The following is an 18,847-nucleotide window of genomic DNA, read 5'->3' on the forward strand; positions in this document are numbered from 1 at the left end:
ACACTCCGTAAAATCTCACGAAGCGCGGGGTGCTGCACCTCGCGCTTTTTTCATGCTCATCACCATGCGCCAGCCCAGCAGCAGCGCCAGGACCACCGCGAAGAACAGCGGATAGGTGACATCCGACTTCACAATGGCCCAGTAGTGCAGCACCCCGCCGATGGCGACGTAATACGTCATGCGGTGAAGCTGCGTCCAGCGCTGGCCACCGAGTTTTTTGATCATCGCATTGGTGGAGGTGACCGCCAGCGGCACCATCAGCAGAAAGCTGAACATCCCCAGGGCGATGAAGGGCCGCTTGTACACATCTCCCACCACGGTCTGGAACTGCCAGTCGCGGTCATAGGCCAGATAGGTCAGGAGATGCGCCAGACCGTAGAAGAAGGCATAGAGGCCCAGCAGGCGGCGCTGCTTCAGCAGCCAGTTCAAGCCGCAGAGCTTGCGCAGCGGTGTGACCAGCAGCGTGAGCATGAGGAAGACCAGCGTCAGCACACCCGTGGCGCGCGTGACGAATTCCACGGGGTTCACTCCCAGCTTGCCGCGCCAGCCGTCGATCAGGATGAGCACTGCTGGCAGCAGCCCATTGAAAAGAAAGAGCTGCCGGTGAAAGCGTGTGTCTGCACTCAGAGTCATGTCGTTTAGAAGTACTCCGTGAGGTCCATGCCCGCGTAGAGATGCGCAACCTGCTCCGCGTAGCCGTTGAACATCAGCGTGGGCCGCGAGCCCATCTCTCCAATGCGCCGCTCATGCGCCTGCGACCAGCGCGGGTGATCCACCGTGGGATTCACATTGGAGTAGAAGCCATACTCTCCCGGATTGGCCAGGCGCCAGGTCGTGGTCGGCTCATGGTCCGTCAAGGTGATCTTCACCACGGACTTGATGCTCTTGAAGCCATACTTCCACGGCACCACCAGCCGCACCGGCGCGCCATTTTGGTTTGGCAGCGTCTTGCCATACAGGCCGGTGGCCAGCAGCGTGAGCGGATGCATGGCCTCATCCAGCCGCAGCCCTTCCACATACGGCAGATCGATGCCGGCGAAACGCGACTCAGGCATCTGCTTGAGGTCGTAGTATGTCTCAAACGCCACATGCGTGGCCGCGCTCTGCGGCTCCACCAGGTTCAGTAGTTTGGACAGCGGAAATCCCGCCCACGGAATGACCATGGACCAGCCTTCCACACAGCGGAAACGGTAGATGCGCTCCACGGATTCAAACTTCAGCAGCTCCGCGAGATCAAAGGTGCGAGGCTTCTGCACCAGCCCGCCCACCTGCACGCTCCAGGGATCGGTGACAAAGTTCTTCGCCTTTGCCGCCACCTCGGACTTGTCGGTCGAAAACTCGTAGAAGTTGTTGTAGCCCGCGATGTCGGCAAACGAGTTCACCTTTTCATCCGCCGCCAGCGCCGTCTGCACGGAAGGCTCCGAGATCGTGGCTATGGCCGTGCCCGTGTTCTTCACCTCCGGCCGCGGGCTGAAGCTGCGGTACAGCCCCGCCGTGGCCAGCGTGGAACCCGCCCAGATGGCGGACTTCATGAAGAAGCGCCGATTGAGGAACGCCGCCTCCGGCGTGACCTCGCTGGAGGGAATGTGGGAACTGTCTCGCATGACGGTGACAAATGTGAGGCGCGGGCAACCGGTCTATTCCCGCACAACGAATGCCAGCTTGCAAGTTGCATCCGCCCGCATCAGCCCCCAGCGTTTGGCACGTCATGTCCCTCCTCGAACGCCTCTTCTCCGTCGGCCCCGTCCGCAAAGCCATCTGGCAGCTCTGGTACCCCTATCTCACGCGGCGGCTGCGCGGCGAAGAGGTGCTGTTCTTGAATTACGCCTTCGAGACCGATCCGCCTGTGGGTCTGGAGCTCGAACCTGCTGACGAACCCAACCGCGCCTGCATCCAGCTTTACCATCACGTGGCCACCCAGGTGGATCTGCGTGGAAAGGATGTGCTGGAAGTGAGCTGCGGCCACGGTGGCGGAGCCTCCTGGATCACACGCACGCTGCAGCCCGCGAGCTACACCGGCCTCGATCTCAATCCCACCGGCATCGCCTTCTGCAAAAAGCGTCATCAGGTTCCTGGCCTGCGCTTTGTGCAGGGAGATGCTCAGGCCCTTCCCTTCCCGCCACAGGTGTTTGATGCCGTGATCAATGTCGAGGCCTCGCACTGCTACCCCGACTTCCCCGGCTTTCTGGCTCAAGTGGCGCGCGTGCTGAAAACAGGCGGCCATTTCCTCTATGCCGACTTCCGCTTCCGCGATCAGTGGGCCGAGTGGGAGCAAGCCATTGCGAAAGCACCGCTCGAGATCGTGCAGACACGGGACATCCGCCCTGAAGTGCTGCGCGGCATGGAAATCAATGCCGCACGCAGCGAGGCCCTCATCTGCCAGCGTCTGCCTAAATTCCTCCACTCCCTGGGCCGCGATTTTGCCGGCCTGCCGGGAGCACGAGTGTATGAGGCGCTGAAGTCAGGCGAGCTGTCCTACCGCTCCTGGTGCTTCCGCAAAAACTGAGCTCACGGCCCGATGGCAAACCAGTTGAAGTCGGCGGCATACACTCGGCTGCCAGCCCAGGTCATGAGGGTCGCCTGAAAGCCATATTCGCTGATGTATTCGGCTTTGACGATGAGCCGGGCGCTGTCCCGCTGATCAATGTCGAAGCCGCTGAGCCCGATCTGCACCACCGGCACCGAGGAGAAGGCCGTGTCAAAGATCACATCCACCGTGAATTTGCGGATCTCCTCCTCGGCTCCGGGTTCAGGCGTGGCGAGATTCCAGCCCTCCGTGAGAACACTCACGGAAACGCTGGCCGACAAAACTTTCCAGGGAACAGAGGGCGGGTACATGGGAATGGAGTCTGCACAGCAGCATCCGGGCCGGTCTCGATCATCTTTGCTGTCACCGCGCGGCAAACCACCCCCGCTGTCCTCTTTGGGAAAAGAACACCTCTTTTTTAAGCCTTTACTTACCACCCGCGTTCGCTGCCTGGGATTAACTTTTTGAAGGTGAAGTGTTTGGCCTTGCGAAGGGCCGCCGGCATCCCCCCGCCGCAGCTCCTGCCGGAGAACACCTCTCCACTCCTGAATGATGAAACAATGGTTCGCCAGTTTGAAGGTCTCTCAGAAGCTGATGCTCATCAGCATCTTTTTTGTGATGCCGGATTCCTTGATGCTCTATTTTTTCATCACGGGCATCAATGCGAACATCGAGTTCGCCCGGCTGGAGAAAAAGGGCAACGAATACCAGCGCCCTCTGGAAGACCTGCTGGAGTGGATTCCCCAGCACAGCATGCTGGCGCAGGCCCCGGGCGCCGGCGATCCGTCGGTTCGCGAGCAGGTCGAAAAGAAACAGGCTCAAATAGACGCGGCGTTCAATGCATTGGAAGCCGTGGACGCGCGGCTCAGCAATGACCTCCAGTTCACGGACGAGGGGCTGGCCAAACGCCACCGTGAGCACTGCCGCGCCCACACGGTCCGCAGAGAGTGGGAGGAGCTGAAATCCGGGCTCCGTGAGCTTCAGCCGGCGGCCATTGCCGCGCAGCATCTGCATCTGCTGGGGGACGTTCGCACCATGATCACTCACGCAGGCGACCAGTCCAATCTCATCCTCGACCCTGACCTGGACAGCTACTACCTGATGGACGTCACACTGCTGGGCCTCCCTCAAACCCAGGATCGTCTGGCGGCGGTCCTGGCATTTGGGTCGGCTGTTCTCCACCGGCAGACCACCTCGAATCCCGAACGACAGCAGCTGGCCATCCATGCCACCTTGCTGAAGGAGGCGGACATGAACCGGATCATTGGCAGCCTGCAGACCGCGCTGAATGAAGATGCAAACTTTTACGGACACAGCGCCACCCTGCAGGGCAGAGTGCCTTCCGCTCTCAAAGAATATGCCGACGCCACGGAGCAGTTCATCAGCCTGACGAACCATCTGGTCGGCATGGAAAAAATGGACGTGACCGCGTCAGACTATGAGGCTGCGGGAGACAAGGCCCGCGCGGCCAGTTTCAAGCTCTGGCGAATCGCGTCCGAAGAGCTGGACACCCTGCTTCAAACGCGCATCGAGCATTACGAGCACCGCCGCACCAGCAGCCTGATGGTTGCGGCCCTTGCCCTGGTCGCCGCCATCGGTTTCGTCACCTTCATCACCCGCAGCATCAGCGGCCCCCTGCGCAGGCAGGCGGAGGAGCTTCAGGCCGCCAACGAAAGCCTTCAGATCGAAATAGCCGGCCGCAAGCGGACCGAAAAAGAACTCAGGCGCAGCCAGGCTCAGCTTGCGACGGCGCAGATCATCGCCCGCGTTGGCAGTTGGGAATGGGACATAGCCACGGGCAAAGCCGTCTGGTCGGATGAAAACTACCGGATCCACGGCCTGGAACCAGGCCAGGTGGCGGTGAACCAGGCGACCATTTTGAAGTTCATCCATCCGGAGGATCGTGGCATGATGACGGCCTCAATGAACCGGTCGCTGAAGGACGGGCAGCCTTTCAGTTTTGAGCACCGCATCGTGCTTCCTGACGGCAGCGAAAAAGTGATCCACAAACGTGGTGAAGTGGTGATGGCTGAGGATGGCAGGGGAGCTGCCAGGGTGTTTGGCACTTCGCAGGACATCACCGACCGAAAGCTCGCGGAGGAGGAGCTCAAGAACATGCACGAGCTCCTGTTGGACGCCTCCCGACAGGCGGGCATGGCCGAAGTCGCCACCGGCGTCCTGCACAATGTGGGCAACGTGCTCAACAGCATGAATGTCTCCGCATCGCAGACGCAGGACATCCTGCGCCAGTCAAAGACCTCCAGCCTCGTCCGCATCGCCGGCCTGCTCGGCGAGCACAGCGCGGACCTGGCCGCATTCCTCACCACCCATCCCCAGGGCCGCCTCGTGCCGCCGTTCATCATCAAGCTGGCGCACCTTCTCGACGCCGAAAACCAGAAGCTGCTCAAGGAATCCGCCGCGCTCTCCAGGAACGTTGACCACGTCAAGGAGATCATCTCCATGCAGCAGACGTATGCCCGTGTCTCGGGTCTGGTGGAAACAGTGCAGATCAATGATCTTGTCGAAGACGCCCTGCGCATGAACACCAGCGCGCTGGACCGCCACGGCGTCGAAACCATCCGCGAGTTTGCGCCCATGCCGCCGATGCCGGTGGAAAAACACAAGGTCCTCCAAATCCTGGTTAACCTCATCCGCAACGCCAAATACGCCTGCGACGAGTCCGGCCGCACCGACAAGCGCATGATCATGCGCTCCACCAATGGTGACGGCCGCGTCAGGATTTCCATCATCGACAATGGTGTGGGCATTCCCCTGGAAAACCTGACGCGCATTTTTGGCCACGGCTTCACCACACGAAAGGACGGCCACGGCTTCGGTCTGCACAGCGCGGCCAATGCGGCCAGGGAAATGGGCGGCCAGCTCAGTGTCTTCAGTGAAGGCCCTGGCCGCGGCGCCAGCTTCACGCTCGAACTTCCGGCAGCCCTCCCATCTTAACCAAACACATATGCAGCCCGCCCCCCGAATCGCAAACCGCCGGTTGTTGATCATTGATGACAATCCCGCCATCCACGAGGACTTCCGCAAAATTCTCGTTCCCGAAACTGTGCCCGCGCACGCAAGCGGGATCGAGGAGGACGAGGCTGCCATCTTCGGCGATGCACCTCCCACCTCAGGCGCCGCAGGCGAGGTGTTCGAGGTGGACTCCGCCTCCCAGGGGCAGGAAGGACTGGACCTCATCCGGAAGGCCCTGGAGGAAAAGCGCCCCTACACCATGGCCTTCGTCGATGTCCGCATGCCGCCGGGCTGGGACGGCATCGAAACCACTCGGCAGATCTGGGCCATCTGCCCGGACCTGCAGGTCGTCATCTGCACCGCCTACTCCGACTATTCATGGAATGAAATGCAGGTGCAGATCAAGCCGCGTGACCGGCTGCTCATCCTCAAAAAGCCCTTCGATACCGTGGAGGTGCTGCAACTGGCCAACGCACTGACGGAGAAGTGGCGGCTGCAGCAGGAGTTCAAAGGGCTCATGAACGACCTCGAGGCACGGGTCCAGCTTCGCACCAAGGAACTGGAGTCTTCGATGGAGGAGGCTGTGCGCAGCCGTGAAAAGGAACGCCAGTCTTTTGAAAGTCTGCGCCATGAAATGGAGGAGCGCGGACGCCTCGAAAAACGCTTTCGCGAGCAGGCCGCCCTGCTGGACAAAACCACCGACGCCATCGTCGTGAGCGACCTCGATCACCGCATCACCTACTGGAACAAAGGCGCGGAGAGAGTTTACGGCTGGACCGCCGAGGAAGTCATCGGCCGCCGCGCCCCGGAGCTGCTTTATCGTGAGTTCACCACGTTCGAGTCTGCTGTCGCCAGCATCATCAAAACCAGCGAATGGACGGGCGAGATTAAGCAGGTCACCCGCGCCGGTGCCAAGCTTCTGGTGGAGGCCCGCTGGACCCTCCTGCGCAATTCCGCCGGCCAGCCGCAGGGCATCCTCGCCATCAACACCGACATCACCGAAAAGAAAAAACTCGAGCAGCAGTTCCTCCGTGCGCAGCGCATGGACAGCATCGGCACCCTGGCGGGTGGCATCGCGCATGACCTTAACAACGCGCTGACCCCCATTCTCATGTCCGTCGAGCTCCTGAAGCTGCGGGAGAAGGACCCCAAGGGCATGACCGTGCTCTCCACCATCGACAACAGCGCCAAGCGCGGCGCCGGCATGGTCCGGCAGTTGCTCACCTTCGCCAGCGGTCTGGAAGGGAAGCAGGTGGTGGTGCAGGTCGGCCACCTGCTGAAGGAGATCGAAAAAATCGCCAATGAGACCTTCCTCAAAACCATTCAGGTAAGCAGCAATGTCCCCGCGGACTTGTGGACCGTCCAGGGAGACCCCACCCAGCTCCACCAGGTGCTGCTCAATCTCTGCGTCAATGCGCGGGATGCCATGCCCGGCGGCGGCAGGCTTTCGCTCTCCGCCTGCAACCTGGTGATGGATGAGAAATACGTGGGGCTCAACGGAGAGGGAAATCCCGGCCCGTATGTGGTCATTCAGGTGAAGGATACCGGCACCGGCATGCCGCCAGAGGTGATCGAGCGCATCTTCGAGCCCTTCTTCACCACCAAGGAACTGGGCAAAGGCACTGGCCTCGGCCTGTCCACCTCTTTGGGAATCATCAAAAGTCATCACGGCTTCCTCCATGTGGACAGCACCCCTGGCGCAGGCACCCGCTTTCTGGTGTATCTGCCGGCACAGGCTGTGTCCGCCCCGGTGGCGGAAGCCTGCCCTCCCGCGGAACTGCCGCGCGGCAATGGCGAACTGGTACTCGTGGTGGACGATGAAGCTGACGTAAGGCAGGTCGTTCAGCAGATCCTGGAGGCCTTTGGCTACTGGGTGCTGCTGGCGGCGGACGGCTCCGAGGCACTGGCCATGTACACCAGCCGCAGGGACGAGATCGCGGTGGTTCTCACAGACATGATGATGCCCGTCATGGACGGACCGGCCACCATCCAGGCGCTGAAGAGTCTCGATCCGCAGATCCGCATCATTGCCGCCAGCGGCCTGAGCACCAGCAGCAATGCGGCCAAAGCCACCCGCGCGGGCGTGAATCACTTCATCGCCAAGCCTTACACCACGCACACCCTCCTCCAGAGCCTGAACACCGTGCTCCAGGCGGAGCCCGCACTTCCTGCGTAGCCGCCTCACGCCACCACTTCCAGCAGCGCCTTCTGAAGGTTGTTCTTCCCCGATTTCGGAAACGGTCGCGGCAGTGGCTGCGCATTCCCGCTGGCATCCACCGTGCGGCAGCGCAGCTCATATTTGCCCGGCGCAAGTTTGACCGGTTTCGCCACCCAGCGGCACAGCGTGTACCGCAGCGGCCACTCGCGTGGCTTCCGCGTCGCGGGATCAAACTGCACCGGGTGCAGCGGCGCGCCTTTAAAACCCGCAATGCCGCTGCCCTCAAAAGGCACGATCTCCGCATCCTGCCAGGGGGCCTTGGAGAAATAGGGATCATTCGCCGGCAGCGGCGTGTTCACATCACGCACCCAGTACTGCACTTTCGTGAGCCCTGAGATGCCCACCTGCGCATTGCCATGCAGCAGGAGTTCCTCCTGAGCTCCCAGCTTGTCCTTCAGATCACCAAAGCGCGCAAAGGTCTTGAGCCAGGAGTTGATGTCGTTGTTGCCGTTCGCGTAGGTGTCGTCGGACTGGTGTGCATTGGTGAGGCCGATGCGCTGCAGCCACTTCACCGATTTGAAACCATAGGCCTCCGGCACGATCATGCGCACCGGCCCGCCTCGCTCGCCCGTGAGAAACTCGCCGTTGAGCTTGTAGCATAGCATCACAGGCAGTTCGCCGGGCGGGTCTTCAAAGACGCGGTTCATCGGCAGGTAGCATTTGAAGATCTGCTTCGGGTCCTCGTTGTGGTGCCCGTGGTACCAGACATGCCGCAGGTTTTCCACCGGCCCGCAAAGCCACAGCACATCGCGCAGCGGCACTCCTTCCCACAGCCCATGCCCCAGCGGGTCCGCCAGGTTGTTGCAGGTGATCACCTTCAAATAACTGACCGCCTTTGTCTTTGCGATCTCCATCAGCTTTTCAAACGTCAGCGCCGTGCCATCGCTGCGCAGCATCGGACGCTCGATCTTCGAGTTGCTCCCCGCATCGGCGATGATTTCAAGCTGCCACGTCTCGCGCACCATGCCGATCTCCCGCTGCTTTTCGAGCGGCAGCTTGTACGGCAGGGGATTGCCGCGCTCCACATTGTAAAAGTCACCCGATGGCGTGAGGCAGCAGCCCCCTTCTTCACACACCGGCCCCGCCTTCTTCCCCGCCGCATGCAGTCCGGCATCTGCCAGCACAGCGGCGCCCGCAGTACCGATCTTGAACAATTCGCGGCGGGAAAATGCTTTGGCTTTCATGCGGGTGATTTAAATCCAGACTGCCTGCGAAAGACAAGCTTTCAGTCTGGCTGCTTGTCTGCCGCCGGAGCCGGAGGCGGAGCGCCTTGCACCTTCACGCCATTGCCTGCGTTTTCCAGAGTGGGATCAAAGGCAAACTCAAAGATGGCACCGTCCAGCTTGTTGAGGATGAACTCCTGCAACATATCTGCGTCATCAGAAAACATTGCCTCCAGCCAGGCCCGGCTCTCCGGACCGTCGAGTTTGCCCGGGCCGATGGACAGCATGCCATGCTCCATTCCCCTGGCGGCTTTGATGGCGTCCATGCGCTTCTCCATCTCACTTTGAAACTCGGGCGTTTCGAATACCCGTTCAAAGTTTTTCATGTAGGGTGCCAGTTCCTCGCTGTTGGTCAGCGCCTCCGGAGAGGCGTCTTTGTAGCGGAGGATGAAGGCATCCACCTTTCGCCTCACAGCTTCAGATACTGGCTTGGGCCGGTAGTGTTTGGGCTCCGGCTTCTCTTCCGAGGAAACCGCCTCTACCGCGGCGGCTGGAGCGGGAGCGGCAGCCTGCACGGGGGCTGGTTTCTCGGACACTGCCGCAGGCTGTTTCACGGTCGGCCGCCAGTTCAGCCAGACCAGCGCGAAAAACAGCCCCGAGGCCAGCAGGAGGACAAGATGCTTGTTCATAGAATGCGGATGAGTTTACTTCGCCTGAAAATAGCCACGCTGCTTGCCACTGATGGGCAGCCCCAGCTTTTCCATCACCTTGAGCATGTCCTCCCACACGGCGCGTTTCGCCCGGATGCCATCGCCCATTTTTTCCTCCCGCAGCAGGTAGGAGGGATGATAGGTGACCATGGTCGGGATGCCGCTGGTGCTGTGAAACTTTCCGCGCAGGCTGCCCACGCTGCCAGGAATGCCCAGCCCTTCAGCCGCCGTGGCGCCGAGAGCCACGATGACCTTGGGCTTGATGAGATCGATCTCCGTCAGTACAAACGGCAGGCAGGCCTTCATCTCCGCAGGCTCGGGTTTGCGATTGCCGCTCCCTTGGTTGTCCATCGCGGGGCGGAATTTGCAGATGTTGCTGATGTACACCTGCGGCCGGTCCAGGCCCATCGCCTTGATGATGGCGGTGAGCTTCTGGCCCGCGGGCCCCACGAAAGGTTCCCGCAGCTTCTCCTCCTCAGCTCCCGGGGCTTCGCCCACAAACATCAGGCTGGCATGGGGATTGCCCACCGCAAAGACCATCGTCTTGCGCAGGCTGTTCATGGCCAGCGCAGGCTCCCAGGTCTCCGCCATCGCGCGCAGTGCCTCCAGCTTTTCTTCCACCGTGCTGCCAGCGACCTCGATCAAACCGGCCTTCCTGGTTTCAGCCGGCGGGGCTTCGGCAACGACACGCGGCGCCGGTGCGGACGCCAGCACTGCGGACCTTCGCGGTTCTGCGGCAGGAACAGGAGCAGCACGCAGCACCGGCGCAGGCTCATGCCCGCTCAACTTCGCCAGCGCATCAGGCCGCAGCGCGATATGCGTTTTGCCCTGCAACTGACGCTGCTGCAGGTGCTGTTTGAGGAGTTCCTTGGCGGCGGACATGCGAATTATTGCCTCCGGCTGAGCCGCATGTCCATCCAAACAGCGAGAATCAGCACCACCCCGCGGGCGATGAATTTCTGCTCCGTCTGCACAGACATCAGCGTCATGCCATTCAGCAGGCAGGCGATGAGGAGGGCGCCCAGCAGCACGCCCAGCACCGTCCCACGCCCGCCGCGCAGGCTCACACCGCCGATCACGCAGGCGGCCACGGCGTCGAGCTCCATCAAATCTCCCACCGTGGTCGTGGAGGAGCCCGCATAGGCCGTCTGCATGAAGCCAGTGATGGCCACGATGGCTCCCATGCCGCTGTAGGCGGCGATGACCGTGCGCCTCATCGGCACGCCCGAAACCAACGCCGCCTCCGTGCTGCCGCCGATGGCATACAAATGCCGCCCCAGCGCCGTGTGCTGCGTGACCGCATACACGATCAGCGTGACGCCTCCGAGAATGAGCGAGGGCAGCGGAATGCCGCGAAACTGCCCCGTCACCAGCACAAACAGGGCGATGGCCTGCGCTGCGATGAACAGGCGCAGAAACGCCATCTCCTTGCTGTCCACCGCAAAGCCATGCTCCATGCGGCGCTTGCGCGCGCCCAGTGTGGTGAGGATCAGCGCGAGCACCAGCAGCGCGGCCAGCAGCCAGCCCCACGGCGCTGGAAGATAATAGGTGGTGAGCAGCGAATACAGATTGCTCTGCCCACCGGGAGCCACGGGCACGGTGGCATTGTCAATGACACGCCAAAACGCCCCTTTGAAAATCAACAGCGCTCCGAGCGTCACAATGAAGGAAGGCATGCGCTCGCACACGATGAAGGCGCCCATCGCCATCCAGATCACCACGCCGCAGACAAATCCCACCCCCAGCGCGGCGGGCGCCGGCAGGTGATGATGAAACACCAGCACACTGGCGATGCCGCCCAGCAAGCCCACGCCGCTGCCCGCGGAAAGGTCAATGTGCCCCGGCAGCAAAATGAGCAGCATGCCCATGGCCAGCGTGGCGGTGATGGACAGCTCCGTGGCGAGCATCGAAAGATTGCGCGCGCCAAGAAACGCCGGCTCCCTCATGGCAAAGAATGCGCAGATCGCGAGCAGCGCGATGGCGATGGGCAGTTCTCGAAAGCGCAGGTTCACGCGGCTTACTTCTGGGCTGCAAAAAAGATGCCGAGGATGATCAGCACGATCACAATCGCGATGGTGATCTTCACCCAGCTCAGCGGATACTCGCCGCCTATCTTGCCCGTGGCGCCATTCACGGTGACTTGATACGTCTTCGTGCCGTAGGTGTAGGTCAGCAGCCACACGGGAAGCAGCACGTGCTTGAAGGTCTGCCCGCTGTACACGGGGAAAATCTGCAGATTGCGGCTGGTGTCTCCGGGGATCTGCGAGTCGCACTCGCGGCGCAGCGCGTTGTCCATGCGCTTGCGCGAGTTCTCCGCCGCCTGCACCAGGTCGATCTGGTACTGCTCCACCACCCAGCCGGAGAGGTAACCCGGGTCATACGGCAGCAGATCCGTGGTGGTGGGAAAGGGCTGCAGCTTTTCCAGCAGCGCCGGCCGCACGCCCTTGGAGGCGGGCACCAGCACATCGTCAAAGTCCTTGCTCACATGCCCTGAGGCGTATTCCCAGCGGGTGTGCTGCGTGCGGTTTCCCTTGTCGTCTGTCGTATAATAGTGATACCCAGCCTCCGCCTCCCAGGGGCATTCCGCATGCGCGTCAAAGGTCCAGAAAGGCAGGTACATGCCGTGCAGCGTGTCTGTCATGGCTTTCTGGCCTAGGGCGCTCGGCGCCCAGAAATGGCTTCCGTACCAGCGGCGGATGTCCTCCCGCACCTGGCTTTGGGAAACCTTGAAGGGAAGCTGGCTCCCCGGCCGGATAGGCGCGCCGACGTCATCCATCGCAATGATCGCAGGCGATCCGCAGAAGTCGCAGTTCTGCGCCACTCGCTTTTCATCAAAGACGGAGATGGCGTTGCAGCTCTGGCACTTCACGGTCTTGCGCGCCGCGGCCCAGCCACGCTGGTCGTCAGGAATGGCGCGCAGCATCGCCACCAGGTCGCTCTCCTCCACCAGAGCGCCGTCAGATTTGAGCTCCGCGGGGGACACCGTGCCGCAGTAGGGGCAGACCAGCGCCTTTTTGGCAGGCGTCCACACGGCTTCAGCGCCGCAGGCCGGGCAGGCATATTTGGAAATGGCTGTGACTTCAGACATAAAAGCGCGTGGGTGAGTGGAAGCTGGCCCGATTAACCGGAGAAAACCGAAGCCTGTCCATTCCAAAAACCGGGCGAAAAAAAATCCTGGCTTGCCATGTCCCCCTCTCACTTCGCAGAATGCGGCCATGAAGCACCTCCCGCTGCTCGCGTTTCTTTTCCTGATCGCCTCCGCCCCGGCCGCGACCGTCAAAGACCGTGAGGGCGCCGTTCGTGGCGACAAGGCAAAAATGGAAAACGACCCCCGCTGGAACTGGAATGACATCGATGGCGGCTTCCGCCTGGCGAAGACCACCGGCAAGCCTCTGCTCGTGGTGCTGCGCTGCCTCCCCTGCATGTCCTGCGCCGGCATCGACGCCAGCGTCCTTGCGGAGCCGGAGCTCGTCCCCCTGCTCGACCAGTTCGTGTGCGTGCGTGTCATCAATGCCAACGCCCTGGACCTCTCCCGCTTCCAATTTGACTACGATCTCTCCTTCTCCGCCATCCTCTTCAATGGGGACGGCACCATCTACGGCCGCTTTGGCTCCTGGGTGCATCAAAAAGACCCGCTGAACAAGACCACGGCCAGCTTCAAAAAAGCGCTGGAGGCAGGCCTCGCCATTCACCAAGGCTACCCGGCCAACCGCGCCGCGCTCAGCGGCAAGCAGGGCGGACCCACCCCCTACCACACGCCCATCGAATTCCCCGCGCTCGCCGGCAAATACCAGAGCAAGCTCGACTGGAACGGCAAGGTCGTGGCCAGCTGCGTCCACTGTCACATGGTGGGGGACGCCTTCCGCGCCTACTACCGCAGCCAGAGCAAGCCCGTGCCTGTGGAGTGGATCTACCCGCAGCCCTCCATCGAGACCCTCGGCATCACCCTTGCCACCGATGACATCGCCAAAGTCGAGGCCGTCGCCGCCGGTTCACCCGCGGCCAAGGCGGGAATCCAGAGCGGCGACAGCTTTTCTTCGCTCAATCAGCAGCCCCTCGTCTCCATCGCGGACGTGAGCTGGGTGCTGCATCGCTCGCCAGACACCGGCACCCTTCCCGCCACCCTCCTGCGCGGCGGCCAGGAAACGGCTGTCACCCTGGATCTTCCCGCCGGCTGGCGCCTGAGCTCGGACATCGGCAAGCGCGTGGGCACCTGGCCCATGCGCGCCATGGCCTTTGGCGGCATGAAAATCGACGACATCCCCGATGAAGAGCGCGCCTCCCTCGGCCTGGACAAGAGCCAGATGGCCCTGCGCATCTTCCATGTGGGCGAGTTTGGCCAGCACGCCGCCGCCAAGAAAGAGGGCTTTAAAAAGGACGACATCATCATCCAGATCGGCGACCTGAAGCAGCGCGTCACGGAAAGCGCCCTCATCGGCGGTCTCCTCCTGCACCACCTTCCTGGAGAAAAGATCCCCGCCGTGGTGCTGCGGGGCCAGGAACGGGTGGAGCTGAAACTGCCGCAGCAGTAGCCGGAAAGGGGCATTTCAGGCTGTTTTTCCGCGTAAGAACCGGAACACCGTGCCTCGGAAAGCATTTCAACCATTTCAACGCGGTGAGACTTCCGCTGCCTGAAGCGCCAAAACTTCACCAATTTCAACTATTTCAACGCCTGGGGATACGCGGGCAGTCCGCCAGGTGGAAAAGACACATCCTGGCCGGCCTTTTACCCCCGGATATTCCCATTTGCATTCCAGGGATCGGCCTCCATACTCCCCGCCCCCTGCGAGTCGTCATCCATTCGCCGTTGGTCTCCGCGCCTGCCTCTCTTCGAGATGTGCAGGATTCTCGCCCGGAGGTAACCCGGCCGTTAGTGTTAGTACATATCCTATGTCAGTCCGTCTTGCTCGATTTGAGATGCCCAGCCGCCTTGTGAAAAACGAGGCCACGGCAACCGAAACCTACGCCCAGTTCATCGCCGAACCCTTCGACAAAGGTTACGGCCACACGATTGGGAATTCCCTCCGCCGCGTGCTCCTGTCCTCCCTGGAAGGCGCCTCCATCACCTCCGTGAAAATCCGCGGTGCGGAACACGAATTCACCACTCTTCCCGGCGTGCTCGAAGACGTCGTTCAGATCATCCTGAACCTCAAGAAGGTCCGCTTCAAGCACCACAGCGACGCCAAGGAGCCCCGCTTGCTTTCCATCCTGGTGGACAAAGACGGCCCCGTGACCGCCGGCGACATCAAGGAAGACAACCACTACGAAGTCATCAACAAGGACCTCGTCATCTGCACCCTGGACCGCAAGACCAAGTTTGAGTGCGAGTTCGAAGTGCGCGTGGGCCGCGGCTTCTCCACCTGGGAGGAAAACAAGCGCCCTGACACCCCCATCGGCGTCATCCCGATCGACTCCATCTACAGCCCCGTCACCCGCGTGAAGTACGCTGTGGAAAACACCCGCGTCGGTCAGAACACCGACTATGACAAGCTGGTGCTCGACATCTGGACGGACGGCCGCATCACCCCGCAGGACGCCCTCCTGCAGTCCGCCGCCATCCTTCGCCACCACCTCGACGTCTTCGTCAACTACGACGACAAGGCCATCGAGTTCGAAGCCGCGCCGGAAGCCCAGAGCGAGGAGAACAGCGAGCTGCGCAAGCTCCTGAACATGAGCGTCAACGAGATCGAGCTCTCCGTCCGTGCCGCCAACTGCCTGAACAACGCCAACATCACCAGCGTGGGCCAGCTCGCGATGAAGACCGAAGGCGAAATGCTTCGTTACCGCAACTTCGGCAAGAAGTCCCTCACCGAGATCAAGGAAAAGCTCGCAGAGCTGGGTCTGTCTCTCGGCATGAAGTTCGATCCTGCGCTGCTTGAGGCCACCCCTGGCGGTGTCTCCCTCCTCGCCCGCAGCAGCATGATCGGCGACGACGATGAAGAGGCCGACTCCCTCGACTTCAGCAAGCTGGTGGACAGCCACCTGCCTGACGCAGATGACGAAGACGAGTAATCAAAATCACAGGTAACAGAAGACACATTTAGTTAGAATTTTAGGACAATGAAACACGGAAGAAAAATCGTCAAACTTCAGCGCAAGCAGGACCACCGCGACGCGCTGCTCATGAATCTCACCTGCTCCCTCATCGAGCATCGTCGCATTCGCACCACGCTGGCCAAGGCCAAGGCTCTCCGCCCCTACGCTGAGAAGCTCGTCACCCTCGGCAAGCGCGGTACCCTGCATGCCCGCCGCACCGCCCTCTCCTCACTCCGTCACAAAGACATGGTGAAGAAGCTCTTCGAAGAGATCGCCGTGGCCTCCAAGGACCGCGTCGGTGGCTACACCCGCATCACCAAGCTCGGCCAGCGCCGCAGCGACTCCGCCCCGATGGCCTACATCGAGTGGGTGGACGCCTACGTGCCAAAGGCTGCCGCCGCCCCTGCGCCGGAAGCCGCCGCCGAGCCCGCTCCCGCTGAGGAAGCCGCTCCGGCCAAGAAAAAGGCTCCTGCCAAAAAGAAGGCCGCCGCCAAGAAGACAGAAGCCGCCGCTGAATAAGCAGGCCTCTCTCATCGAGAACCATCCGAACGCGGGAGTCGAAAGACTCCCGCGTTTTTTTGGCTCGTTTCCTTTTCGCTTTTAAAGAGTCGTCTCCTTCGGTGGGGGAGAGCCGTCCTTGTCCTTCAGCGGCTGCGTCGTCTCAAAGGAGAAGCCCCCAAACCACTGCACCAGCTCCGTCAGAGGCACCTGCATGCGCCCCTGGCTGCGGACATAGCCGTTTTTGATTCCGGCCGGCTCCTCGGCGGGTTTGTACTCATCTCCATGCGGGTCCCACAGCGTCACCACATCCGACTTCGCATCATAGTGGAGCACCGCGTAGGCGTGCGGCCCGTGAATACCGGGCGGCTTGTGTCCCTGAGCGGTCTTTCCTGAAGCGGTGCCGCCGCAGATCAGCCGCCCCGCGGCTTGCGTGGTGGTCATCTGCCGCCGTATTTCCTCCAGCAGCTTTTGTTTCGTTTCTTCCGTGGTCTTTTTGTCCCGAAACGGCGCGCACGAGGCGCGTTCGATCTCGTGCCCGGTCAGGATGGACAGCATGGTGCCCGCTGAGCCTCCGCGGGTCACCACGTTCAGTTCCGTCGTGTGCTCCGGGTTGTCCTTCTTCATTTTCATCTGGCCCACGGCCTTCTCATAGCAGTTCGCCCACAGGCCGCTGTTGTCCGTGGTCGCCATCAGCGCCCGCTCTCCATCCGTGGGTGGCTGCACCGTCAACACACGTCCGCCGCCCAGCGTCACCGTCACACCGCCGTCCCCTGTCCTGCCGAACATCTTCGCCACCTCCACGGGCCGGCTTGCCAGCATCGCCCCCAGCGGTGCCAGGCAGAAGCAGTCCCCCAGCTTTCCCTGCTGCAGGTCTTCGAGATTCGGCGGGATGGCCCCCACCAGCGGAGGGTTCCCGTTTGCGATCTTCTTCAACGCCGCCTCAAACATCTCCTCCAGATCCGGCACATCTTTGCGGTCCTTTGGCTTCGGAACGAGCTTGTGAATGCCCTCCTGCGTCAGAGGCGGCAGCTTGTACTCTTTCGTGTGCACCGCACGCCTGAGGCTGGCGATCGCCGCCGCTGCGGGCCCTTTGAACTTCGGAGACGCCACTCCATGATCGATCTCCGCCTTGGAAAGCACCTTGTCATGGTCCCTGTCCCACGCCGCGAAATGGGCGTCCACCTCATTCAAAAAAGCAGGTGCCGCATAAGCCTGGAACGTGAGGGTTGTCAGACCGGCAATAAGGAGGGACCGTTTCATGCCGCCGAAAGTACGACGAAAACCCGTCCGCTCAAACATGACGGGCTCACCAAAACATGCGAACCCGGCATTCGTGTATCATGCAGACCAGTTGCATGCCGCCGGACTTCGCGTTCCGTGCCGGCCACCATGGAACCCACCATCAAGATCGCCCTCGTTGGCGCCGGCATGTTCGGCGGAGATGTTCACGCGCGTGCTTACGCGGATCTGCAGCGCTTCGGCATCGCCGGCCAGCTCGCCCGTGTCGGCCTGGACAAATACTCCCGTGAACTCGCCGGGGTGAAGTTTGACCTCGTCGCCGTGGCCACACGCAGCGAGAAATCCGCAAAAAAGGCCGCCGCCGCCTTCAAGGACATCACCGGCCACGAGCCCCGCGCCTTCCACGGTGATGAACCCTGGACCGACATCCTCGCCGCCTTCCCTGACCTCGACGTCATGGCCGTGGCCACTCCGGATCATCTCCATACCCAGCCCATTCTCGCCGCGCTCGCCAAAGGAGTCCACGTATTGACCGAGAAGCCCATGTGCCTCTCCATTCAAGAGTCGGACGAAATCATCGCCGCCGCGAAGGCAAACAACCTCATCGTCGCCGTGGACATGCACAAGCGCTACGACCCCGACCACCTGCGCATTCGCGATGACATCCAGAACCGCATCGGCGCGCCGCTCTACGGCACCGCCTATTTGGAAGAACCCCTCGAAGTCAGCACCAGCACCTTCAAGTGGGTGGAAAGCAGCGACCCCTTCAGCTATGTGGGCCCGCATTGGACAGACCTCATCTGGAGCTACTACCATAGCAAGCCCGTTTCCCTGACCGCTGTGGGCCAGAAGAAACGCCTGGTGCGCGACGGCATCAATGCCTTCGACGCCGTGCAGGTGCGCGTGGACTTTGACAACGGCATGTCCATCAACTTCCACAACAACTGGGTCACCCCCGCCGACTTCGAAGGTCCGGTGAATCAAGGCCATGAAATCGTCGGTGCGGACGGCAAGGTGGAAAGCGACCAGCAGTACCGCGGCTTCCGCTGGTGGAACCAGGGCGGAGGCTCCCGCACCAGCAACAACCACTTTACCCGCGAAGTTACGCGGCCGGACGGCAGCAAAGGTTACATCGGCTACGGAGTGGATAGTCTCACGGTAGGACTTGTCGCCGTGTGCCGCGTCAAGTTTGCCAAAGAGTCCCGCGACGCTGTGGCGGAACTCTATCCCACGGCGGAGGAAGCCCGCATCACCTGCGCCATCGTGGATGCCGCCGCCCGCGTGCGTGATCTTAACTGGAAGTACATGCAGGAAGGCAAGGGCGCGACCGTGACCGCACGCTTTGGGAAAGACGGCATCACCATCATTGATCCCAACTCCCCTGAAGTATTCCAAAACATCTACAACAAGGCTTTGTAGATGTTTATTCCGCCCGGTGGCCTTAAGTTAAATGCTTGACTTTAGACTAGGCCTTCCATAA

Annotated in this window: 16 protein-coding genes; 7 read left to right on the forward strand and 9 right to left on the reverse strand. The window is 61.6% G+C overall.

All coding sequences use genetic code 11. From position 1 onward, the window contains the following. Nucleotides 1–15 precede the first annotated feature (15 nt). Nucleotides 16–633, reverse strand: coding sequence for a sulfite oxidase heme-binding subunit YedZ (locus ACILSQ_RS07035; RefSeq protein ID WP_395742881.1), 618 nt, complete (start codon nt 631–633; stop codon nt 16–18). Nucleotides 634–638: 5 nt separating this feature from the next. Next, the gene (gene msrP / locus ACILSQ_RS07040; RefSeq protein WP_395742882.1) at nt 639–1,604 is read right to left on the reverse strand and encodes a protein-methionine-sulfoxide reductase catalytic subunit MsrP; all 966 of its coding nucleotides are present in this window, start codon (nt 1,602–1,604) and stop codon (nt 639–641) included. A 104-nt stretch (nt 1,605–1,708) separates the two neighbouring features. On the opposite strand from msrP, the gene ACILSQ_RS07045 reads away from it, so the two are divergent. Next, complete coding sequence (locus ACILSQ_RS07045) at nt 1,709–2,506, forward strand: phthiotriol/phenolphthiotriol dimycocerosates methyltransferase (RefSeq protein WP_395742883.1); 798 nt, start codon at nt 1,709–1,711, stop codon at nt 2,504–2,506. Between the two features lie 2 nt (nt 2,507–2,508). Here the strand turns inward: ACILSQ_RS07045 and ACILSQ_RS07050 are convergent, their stop codons facing one another. Then, nucleotides 2,509–2,838, reverse strand: coding sequence for an H-type lectin domain-containing protein (locus tag ACILSQ_RS07050; RefSeq protein ID WP_395742884.1), 330 nt, complete (start codon nt 2,836–2,838; stop codon nt 2,509–2,511). Nucleotides 2,839–3,079: 241 nt separating this feature from the next. Here ACILSQ_RS07050 and ACILSQ_RS07055 point away from each other — a divergent pair, with 241 nt between their 5' ends. Together ACILSQ_RS07055 and ACILSQ_RS07060 are read left to right on the forward strand one after the other, a co-directional pair. Next, the gene (locus tag ACILSQ_RS07055; RefSeq protein ID WP_395742885.1) at nt 3,080–5,482 is read left to right on the forward strand and encodes an ATP-binding protein; all 2,403 of its coding nucleotides are present in this window, start codon (nt 3,080–3,082) and stop codon (nt 5,480–5,482) included. Nucleotides 5,483–5,492: 10 nt separating this feature from the next. Further along, complete coding sequence (locus tag ACILSQ_RS07060; RefSeq protein ID WP_395742886.1) at nt 5,493–7,676, forward strand: response regulator; 2,184 nt, start codon at nt 5,493–5,495, stop codon at nt 7,674–7,676. Nucleotides 7,677–7,681: 5 nt separating this feature from the next. Here the strand turns inward: ACILSQ_RS07060 and ACILSQ_RS07065 are convergent, their stop codons facing one another. The 5 genes from ACILSQ_RS07065 to ACILSQ_RS07085 are packed head-to-tail and all read right to left on the reverse strand — an operon-like array spanning nt 7,682 to nt 12,679. Next, complete coding sequence (locus ACILSQ_RS07065) at nt 7,682–8,902, reverse strand: molybdopterin-dependent oxidoreductase (protein WP_395742887.1); 1,221 nt, start codon at nt 8,900–8,902, stop codon at nt 7,682–7,684. Nucleotides 8,903–8,943: 41 nt separating this feature from the next. Next, nucleotides 8,944–9,570, reverse strand: a complete 627-nt coding sequence (locus ACILSQ_RS07070; RefSeq protein ID WP_395742888.1) for a hypothetical protein — start codon at nt 9,568–9,570, stop codon at nt 8,944–8,946. A 15-nt stretch (nt 9,571–9,585) separates the two neighbouring features. Continuing rightward, entirely contained in the window at nt 9,586–10,473 is an 888-nt protein-coding gene (locus tag ACILSQ_RS07075) for a uracil-DNA glycosylase (RefSeq protein ID WP_395742889.1), read from the reverse strand. A 5-nt stretch (nt 10,474–10,478) separates the two neighbouring features. Continuing rightward, a complete protein-coding gene (locus ACILSQ_RS07080) occupies nt 10,479–11,603 on the reverse strand; it encodes a sugar ABC transporter permease (RefSeq protein ID WP_395742890.1) in 1,125 nt (374 codons plus the stop codon). Between the two features lie 5 nt (nt 11,604–11,608). Continuing rightward, the gene (locus ACILSQ_RS07085) at nt 11,609–12,679 is read right to left on the reverse strand and encodes a zinc ribbon domain-containing protein (protein WP_395742891.1); all 1,071 of its coding nucleotides are present in this window, start codon (nt 12,677–12,679) and stop codon (nt 11,609–11,611) included. A 127-nt stretch (nt 12,680–12,806) separates the two neighbouring features. Here ACILSQ_RS07085 and ACILSQ_RS07090 point away from each other — a divergent pair, with 127 nt between their 5' ends. The 3 genes from ACILSQ_RS07090 to rplQ all read left to right on the forward strand — a co-directional run bounded on the left by ACILSQ_RS07090 (nt 12,807) and on the right by rplQ (nt 16,146). Continuing rightward, nucleotides 12,807–14,123, forward strand: coding sequence for a Trx7/PDZ domain-containing (seleno)protein (locus ACILSQ_RS07090; protein ID WP_395742892.1), 1,317 nt, complete (start codon nt 12,807–12,809; stop codon nt 14,121–14,123). 358 nt (nt 14,124–14,481) lie between these two features. After that, on the forward strand, nt 14,482–15,603 hold the full coding sequence (locus ACILSQ_RS07095; RefSeq protein ID WP_395742893.1) for a DNA-directed RNA polymerase subunit alpha: 1,122 nt from the start codon (nt 14,482–14,484) through the stop codon (nt 15,601–15,603). Between the two features lie 48 nt (nt 15,604–15,651). After that, on the forward strand, nt 15,652–16,146 hold the full coding sequence (rplQ, locus tag ACILSQ_RS07100) for a 50S ribosomal protein L17 (protein ID WP_395742894.1): 495 nt from the start codon (nt 15,652–15,654) through the stop codon (nt 16,144–16,146). An 81-nt stretch (nt 16,147–16,227) separates the two neighbouring features. Here rplQ and ACILSQ_RS07105 read toward each other — a convergent pair whose 3' ends face one another. Continuing rightward, complete coding sequence (locus ACILSQ_RS07105; RefSeq protein WP_395742895.1) at nt 16,228–17,388, reverse strand: C2 family cysteine protease; 1,161 nt, start codon at nt 17,386–17,388, stop codon at nt 16,228–16,230. A 129-nt stretch (nt 17,389–17,517) separates the two neighbouring features. Here ACILSQ_RS07105 and ACILSQ_RS07110 point away from each other — a divergent pair, with 129 nt between their 5' ends. Then, the gene (locus ACILSQ_RS07110; protein ID WP_395742896.1) at nt 17,518–18,786 is read left to right on the forward strand and encodes a Gfo/Idh/MocA family protein; all 1,269 of its coding nucleotides are present in this window, start codon (nt 17,518–17,520) and stop codon (nt 18,784–18,786) included. The last annotated feature ends 61 nt before the right edge of the window (nt 18,787–18,847 follow it).

It is taken from the genome of Prosthecobacter sp. (assembly GCF_044227185.1).
In the GTDB taxonomy this organism is placed as follows: domain Bacteria; phylum Verrucomicrobiota; class Verrucomicrobiia; order Verrucomicrobiales; family Verrucomicrobiaceae; genus Prosthecobacter.

Excerpts from the sequence above, each read along its gene's own strand:
- ACILSQ_RS07035 (WP_395742881.1), bottom strand. The coding sequence starts at position 633 with ATGACTCTGAGTGCAGACACACGCTTTCACCGGCAGCTCTTTCTTTTC.
- msrP (WP_395742882.1), bottom strand. The coding sequence starts at position 1,604 with ATGCGAGACAGTTCCCACATTCCCTCCAGCGAGGTCACGCCGGAGGCG.
- ACILSQ_RS07045 (WP_395742883.1), top strand. The coding sequence starts at position 1,709 with ATGTCCCTCCTCGAACGCCTCTTCTCCGTCGGCCCCGTCCGCAAAGCC.
- ACILSQ_RS07050 (WP_395742884.1), bottom strand. The coding sequence starts at position 2,838 with ATGTACCCGCCCTCTGTTCCCTGGAAAGTTTTGTCGGCCAGCGTTTCC.
- ACILSQ_RS07055 (WP_395742885.1), top strand. The coding sequence starts at position 3,080 with ATGAAACAATGGTTCGCCAGTTTGAAGGTCTCTCAGAAGCTGATGCTC.
- ACILSQ_RS07060 (WP_395742886.1), top strand. The coding sequence starts at position 5,493 with ATGCAGCCCGCCCCCCGAATCGCAAACCGCCGGTTGTTGATCATTGAT.
- ACILSQ_RS07065 (WP_395742887.1), bottom strand. The coding sequence starts at position 8,902 with ATGAAAGCCAAAGCATTTTCCCGCCGCGAATTGTTCAAGATCGGTACT.
- ACILSQ_RS07070 (WP_395742888.1), bottom strand. The coding sequence starts at position 9,570 with ATGAACAAGCATCTTGTCCTCCTGCTGGCCTCGGGGCTGTTTTTCGCG.
- ACILSQ_RS07075 (WP_395742889.1), bottom strand. The coding sequence starts at position 10,473 with ATGTCCGCCGCCAAGGAACTCCTCAAACAGCACCTGCAGCAGCGTCAG.
- ACILSQ_RS07085 (WP_395742891.1), bottom strand. The coding sequence starts at position 12,679 with ATGTCTGAAGTCACAGCCATTTCCAAATATGCCTGCCCGGCCTGCGGC.
- ACILSQ_RS07090 (WP_395742892.1), top strand. The coding sequence starts at position 12,807 with ATGAAGCACCTCCCGCTGCTCGCGTTTCTTTTCCTGATCGCCTCCGCC.
- ACILSQ_RS07095 (WP_395742893.1), top strand. The coding sequence starts at position 14,482 with ATGTCAGTCCGTCTTGCTCGATTTGAGATGCCCAGCCGCCTTGTGAAA.
- rplQ (WP_395742894.1), top strand. The coding sequence starts at position 15,652 with ATGAAACACGGAAGAAAAATCGTCAAACTTCAGCGCAAGCAGGACCAC.
- ACILSQ_RS07105 (WP_395742895.1), bottom strand. The coding sequence starts at position 17,388 with ATGAAACGGTCCCTCCTTATTGCCGGTCTGACAACCCTCACGTTCCAG.
- ACILSQ_RS07110 (WP_395742896.1), top strand. The coding sequence starts at position 17,518 with ATGGAACCCACCATCAAGATCGCCCTCGTTGGCGCCGGCATGTTCGGC.